6 protein-coding genes are annotated in these 6000 nt (G+C 66.2%); 3 read left to right on the top strand and 3 right to left on the bottom strand.

Annotated elements, in window-relative coordinates:
* The coding region (locus QZY48_RS15175) for a hypothetical protein (RefSeq protein ID WP_295432235.1) at positions 1 to 281 on the top strand (281 nt) is incomplete at its 5' end.
* Here the strand turns inward: QZY48_RS15175 and glgC are convergent.
* Entirely contained in the window at positions 209 to 1480 is a 1272-nt protein-coding gene (glgC, locus tag QZY48_RS15170; protein WP_295432232.1) for a glucose-1-phosphate adenylyltransferase, read from the bottom strand. The two genes, QZY48_RS15175 and glgC, sit on opposite strands and share 73 nt — an antisense overlap.
* A 354-nt stretch (positions 1481 to 1834) precedes the next feature.
* On the opposite strand from glgC, the gene glgB reads away from it, so the two are divergent.
* Both glgB and QZY48_RS15160 read left to right on the top strand, forming a co-directional pair.
* Complete coding sequence (gene glgB / locus QZY48_RS15165; protein WP_295432228.1) at positions 1835 to 4153, top strand: 1,4-alpha-glucan branching protein GlgB; 2319 nt, start codon at positions 1835 to 1837, stop codon at positions 4151 to 4153.
* 52 nt (positions 4154 to 4205) lie between these two features.
* Positions 4206 to 4667 carry a YaiI/YqxD family protein gene (locus QZY48_RS15160; RefSeq protein ID WP_295432225.1) on the top strand — a complete coding sequence of 154 codons (462 nt, stop codon included), beginning with the start codon at positions 4206 to 4208 and terminating at the stop codon, positions 4665 to 4667.
* 808 nt (positions 4668 to 5475) lie between these two features.
* Here the strand turns inward: QZY48_RS15160 and QZY48_RS15155 are convergent.
* Positions 5476 to 5712, bottom strand: coding sequence for a DUF2442 domain-containing protein (locus QZY48_RS15155; protein WP_295432222.1), 237 nt, complete (start codon positions 5710 to 5712; stop codon positions 5476 to 5478).
* Between the two features lie 11 nt (positions 5713 to 5723).
* Entirely contained in the window at positions 5724 to 5993 is a 270-nt protein-coding gene (locus QZY48_RS15150; protein WP_295432219.1) for a DUF4160 domain-containing protein, read from the bottom strand.
* Positions 5994 to 6000 lie beyond the last annotated feature (7 nt).

Here is a 6000-nt window from a genome sequence, read left to right as displayed (position 1 = left end):
TCGTAATCGTGGTCGGATTATTCGATTACGACAACGACAACGACAACGACAACGACAACGTACCCGGGATCTCGGTCACCACATCAGTTCTGATCGCACCCCGGCTCGCGAACCGGCGGGCGTGTTACCGGGAACTGCGCCACGGGACCGGTCCGACGCGGCGGGGCCCAAGGCGCAAGCCTTGCACCCCAGACCCGCGCATGCACACTCAACGGATGAAGTTGATACCCTGCCCCAGCATCTCCGGCGCCACCAGCGTGACGCCCTGCTCGGTGACGTAGTAACCCGCGTGCCGGTCCGCCGCCTTATCGAAGCCGATCACGCTGCCCTCGGCGATCTGACAATTGCGATCGATGATGGCGTTGCGGATGCGGCAACTGCGCCCGATGGTCACGTCCGGCAGGATCACCGAGTCCTCGACCGTGGCATAGGAGTTCACCCGGACGTTGGAGAACAGCAGCGAGTGCCGCACCTTGGACCCGGAGATGACGCAGCCCCCGGAGACCATGGAGTCCACCGCCATGCCGCGCCGGTCCTCGTCGTCGAAGACGAACTTGGCGGGCGGGAGCTGCTCCTGGTAGGTCCAGATAGGCCATTGCTCGTCATAGAGATTCAGCGGCGGGGTGACGCCGATCAGCTCCAGATTGGCCTCCCAGAAGGCGTCCAGGGTGCCCACGTCGCGCCAATAGGCCTGCTCGCCGCTGCGCGGATCGCGGAAGGGGTGGGCCATGACGCGATAGCGGTCGATGACGGAGGGGATGATGTCCTTGCCGAAATCATGGGAAGATTCGCGGGTGTCCGCATCCTTGATGAGCTGCTCGAAGAGGAAGCCGCGGTTGAAGACATAGATCCCCATGGAGGCCAGGCAGTGGTCCGGGCGGTCGGGGATGGTCACCGGGTCCTTGGGCTTCTCCTCGAAGCCGCGCACCCGGCCGTCGGCATCCGCGGTCATGACGCCGAACTCCCCGGCGCGCTCCTTCTCCACCTCGATACAGCCGACCGTCATGTCGGCGCCGGTCTCGACGTGGTGGGCGATCATGGTCCCGTAGTCCATCTTGTAGATGTGGTCACCGGCCAGGATCAGGATATAGTCCGGGTTGTGGTTGCGGATGATATCCAGGTTCTGGAACACCGCATCGGCCGTCCCCGCGTACCAGGCGGTTTCCACCACCCGCTGCTGGGCGGGCCACAGTTCGACGAACTCGCCGAACTCGCCGCGCAGGAAGCCCCAACCCTTCTGAATGTGCAGGATCAGCGAATGGGCCTTGTACTGGGTGAGCACGCCGACCTGGCGGATGCCCGAATTGATGCAGTTGGACAGCGGAAAGTCCACGATGCGGAACTTGCCGCCGAAGGGGACCGCGGGCTTGGAGCGCCAGGCGGTCAGGTGTTTGAGTCGCGCGCCGCGACCGCCGGCCAGGATCAGGGCCAGGGTGTTGCGGGTCAGGCGGCTGACGAACCGCGGGTTCGATGCCGGCATGGATCCTCCTCTTGGTGGTTTTGGTCCGGCGTTTGGCGTTCTGGAGTGCCCGCCGGTGGGCTTATGGTACCATCTGGCGGGATCACGGAACCCCTAACCGATCGGTGGCGCGCCCTCTCACACGTTGCGAATGCCCACCCCCGGGGCGCCGGTCCCGACCCGCGTCCGCGCGGCATCCCGGAGCGACACACCGGTCGTCCGCGCCGGCCGCCCGGCGGCCCCCCGCCGACGCACGACCGGTCCCCGGGGCGCGGGACCCGCGATCACCGGATCACCACTGGCGCAGGGGCCGCGCGGTACGCCGCAGGCCGCCCCCGCCGCACATAACAAGCCCTCCCGGAGAACAGAACCCCTATGGCCGCCCCCACCAGCACCGCCCCCAAGTTGCCCGAGCCGCTCGCACGTATCGTCGAGGCCCGTCACCATGACCCCTTCGAGGTCCTGGGGCGGCACGTCACCGGCAGCCGGGTGACGGTGCGCGCCTTCCTGCCCGCGGCGGAGCGGGTCGAGATCCTGGAGGCGAAGGCGCAGATGATCCGCACCGAGGGGACCGATCTCTTCACCTGGGAGGGTGAGGCGACGCTGGTCCCGGAGCGCTATCGCCTCGCCTGGGAGGACAAGGCGGGCAACCGCGGCACCGCCTACGACCCCTACTGCTTCCCGCCCCAGTTGCGCGACTTCGACCTGCACCTGTTCGGCGAGGGCAAGCACTGGGACGCCTTCCGCTTCCTGGGCTCGCACCTGAAGGAAGTGGATGGGATCAGCGGCGTCCAGTTCGCCGTCTGGGCGCCGAACGCCGACCGGGTGAGCGTGGTGGGCGACTTCAACCGCTGGGACGGCCGCGCCCACGCCATGCGGGTGCGCGGTGCCACCGGGGTCTGGGAACTCTTCATCCCCGGTATCGGGGCGGGCGGCTACTACAAGTACGAACTGCGCGACCGCGTGGGCAATGCCCATGTCAAGATCGACCCCTACGCCAATGCCTTCCAGGAGCGCCCCGAGACCGCCGGGCTGATCACGGCCCCGAGCACCTACGACTGGGGTGACGACGACTGGATGAAGGCGCGCGCGGAGTTGGACTGGCAGCGCCGGCCCTTCTCCACCTACGAGGTCCACCTAGGCTCCTGGCAGCGCGACGCCGCCGGCGACTTCATGAATTACCGGGAGTTGGCGGTGCAACTGGCGGCCTATGCCGTGGAACTGGGCTTCACCCATGTCGAACTGCTGCCCATCACCGAGCACCCGCTCGACGCCTCCTGGGGCTACCAGTGCACCGGCTATTTCGCGCCCACCAGCCGCCACGGCAGCCCGGAGGATTTCCGCTTCTTCATCGATCACCTGCACCAGGCGGGCATCGGCGTGCTGCTCGACTGGGTCCCCGCCCATTTCCCGAAGGACGCCTATGCCCTGGCACGCTTCGACGGCTCCGCCCTCTATGAGCACGCGGACCCGCGCCTGGGTGAGCACAAGGACTGGGGCACCCTGATCTTCAACTTCGGCCGCAACGAGGTGAAGAACTTCCTGCTCTCCAGCGCCCTGTACTGGCTCTCCGAGTTCCACATCGACGGGCTGCGCGTGGACGCCGTCGCCTCCATGCTGTATCTGGACTATTCGCGCAAGGCCGGCGAGTGGATCCCCAACAAATACGGCGGCAACGAGAACCTGGACGCCGTGGACTTCATCCGCCAATTGAACATGGTCACCCATGAACAACACCCGGGCAGCATGATGATCGCCGAGGAATCCACCGCCTGGCCGGCCGTCTCGCGCCCGACCTACCTGGGGGGCCTGGGCTTCAGCATGAAGTGGAACATGGGCTGGATGCACGACACCCTCTCCTACATGGAGAAGGACCCCATCTACCGCCACTACCACCATGACCTGCTGACCTTCGGCCTGCTCTACGCCTTCACCGAAAACTTCGTCCTGCCCTTCTCCCACGACGAGGTGGTGCACGGCAAGAAGTCCATGCTGGACAAGATGCCCGGGGACCCCTGGCAGCGCTTCGCGAGCCTGCGCCTGCTCTATACCTTCATGTTCAGCTACCCCGGCAAGAAGCTCCTGTTCCAGGGGTGCGAATTCGGCCAGGGCCAGGAATGGGACTTCAACGAGGCCCTGGACTGGGAACTGCTGGAGCGCCCCCAGCACCAGGGCATCAAGCAGATCGTCTCGGATCTGAACCGGCTCTATCGCGAACAGCCGGCGCTGCACGAGGTGGACTTCGAGGGGTCCGGGTTCGAGTGGATCGACTGTCACGACTCCTCCCAGTCCGTCTTGAGCTATGTCCGCAAGGACAAGGCCGGCGGGCGCCTGGTCGTCGCCGTCTTCAACTTCACCCCGGTCCCGCGCAACAACTACCGCATCGGCGTCCCCAAGGCCGGCTTCTGGCGCGAGGCGCTCAACTCCGACGCCGAGTTCTACGGCGGCAGCAACGTCGGCAACCAGGGCGGGGTCCGCTCCGAGGACGTGAGCTGGATGGGCCGCCCCCACTCCATCCCCATCGCCCTGCCCCCGCTCGGCGGACTGATCCTGGTCCACGAGTCACACCGCGACGAATTGCCGCCCGTCAAGGGCACGGTCACGCAGCCCGCGGACCTGGACGCACTGGATGTCGATGCCGGCCCCCTCGCGTCGGCGGCCGTGATCGCACCAGCCACCGCGGAAGACGAGTAGCCGCCGCCGCAACGGCCGGGCCCCACGGGGGGGCCCGGGCAGCGCCGCCGTCATGCAGATCTGGGTCGACGCCGACGCCTGCCCCAAGGTGATCAAGGACATCCTGTTCCGCGCCGCGGAACGGGTCGGCCTCCCACTGACCCTGGTCGCCAACCAGCCCATCGCCACGCCCCCCTCGCGACTCATCCGCAGCATCCACGTCGCCCCCGGCTTCGATGTGGCCGACAACGAGATCGTGCGCCTGCTCGCCCCCGGCGATCTGGTCATCACCGCCGACATCCCCCTGGCCGCCGAGGTCATCGCCAAGGGTGGCCATGCACTCAACCCCCGCGGCGAGCGCTACACCCCGGACAACATACGCGAGCGCCTCACCATGCGCGACTTTATGGATACGCTACGCGGCAGCGGTATCGATACCGGGGGTCCGGCGCCCTTGGGTCCGCGCGACCGGCAGGCCTTCGCCAATGCGCTGGACAGCTGGCTCGCACAGCACGCCCCCCAGGAAGGGCCTTGATCATCAGTCCGGCCCCTGGGAGCGCCGCACCCCAGTGCGGCGCGGCCTATCCGCAACACGCAAGGCCGCGGTCGCTCGCGAGATCGCGCCGCACTGGGGTGGGGCGCTCCCAGATGCCCGGCGGAGTGCTGGTTCACTGCCATTAAGTCAGGCGCCGCCGCCCAAGCGCCTGGAGTCCAAGGCTTCAGCCTTGGAGCGCGCCAAGGCTGAAGCCTTGGACTCCTGGCGCAGGGAACGCGGTCAGCGAGTGCAGCCTAACTTAATGGCAGTGGAACGCTGGTTGCGTTCCGCCGGTCAGCGCTCCATAGTGGTCACTGATCCACCCTTTGTCGCACGCGGCTTCGCGACTGGCTTAGGGCGAAAAAGCCGCCTTCGGGCGGTTTTTTTGTTTTCCGACGCGCAAGCACCAAGCAACCGCCCTAAGAAGGGCGCAACAGAGAGCCCAACTGAGCGGCGATCGGTCCGCACCACGGACCCTTGCGGCCTGGCTCCGCGCCCGTAGGGTCCGCTGTGTGGACCAGCGACCTCGCGACCAGTCAGCTTCCGGACCGGCTGCCGGATCAGCGTAATCAGCCGATCCAAAAACTTGCGCCGTGGTAAGGCGACCGAACACCCCTTACCGTACCGGGAGGCTGGTGCTCCCTTTCATGGTGATATTGACTGTCGCGAAGCCACTGGACCATGTCACGCATGTATCAGGCGCGGTGCGCCGCGACGGCCTTGATGATCGTCGACCGCCCCGGACCGGAGTCCAAGGCTTCAGCCATTGAGGAAAGAGAGAAACCGACGTTGGACGATCCTTTCACGGTTATTCCGGCACCCCCTCGGCATAGAGCGTCTCAGGGGCGATATCGATCTCGCCAGGCCAGGTCACGGTGCCGTAGTCCACCCGTGCCAGGCCGAAAAACCCGGGGTTGCGCAGACGTTGGAAGACCGGATAGCCGAGATAGGGGGTCATGTCGAAGCGGCGGCATTCGCCGTTCGCGAAGGTCAGGCGCAACGAGTGGCCCGGCTCGGGGATCACAGCAATCACATCAGGAAACATGGCGGACCTCATCAACGCAAGGGGTCGATCGGGAAGACCGGCTCGCCGCGCACGGCCAGGGACCAGTTGGCCATCAATTCCTCCTCATGCAGGTCGATCCAGACCTGGACCTGACGCACCTTTTTTGGCGGTAGATCGCCTTCCAACCGCTCGCCCTCCGGGATCGCAAAGACCGCCTGCATCCCCTGATATTCCACATGGATGTGCGGGCGGTTGTGCTGCTTGGTATCCATGAACAGCATCCGGATGATGATGCCGTAGAACATGCTGATAGCCGGCATAAAGCCC

The sequence above is a fragment of the uncultured Thiodictyon sp. genome (assembly GCF_903828115.1).
Taxonomy (GTDB): domain Bacteria; phylum Pseudomonadota; class Gammaproteobacteria; order Chromatiales; family Chromatiaceae; genus Thiodictyon.
The sequence above is the reverse complement of the archived record's forward strand: the minus strand, read 5'-3'. Positions and strand labels throughout refer to the sequence as shown.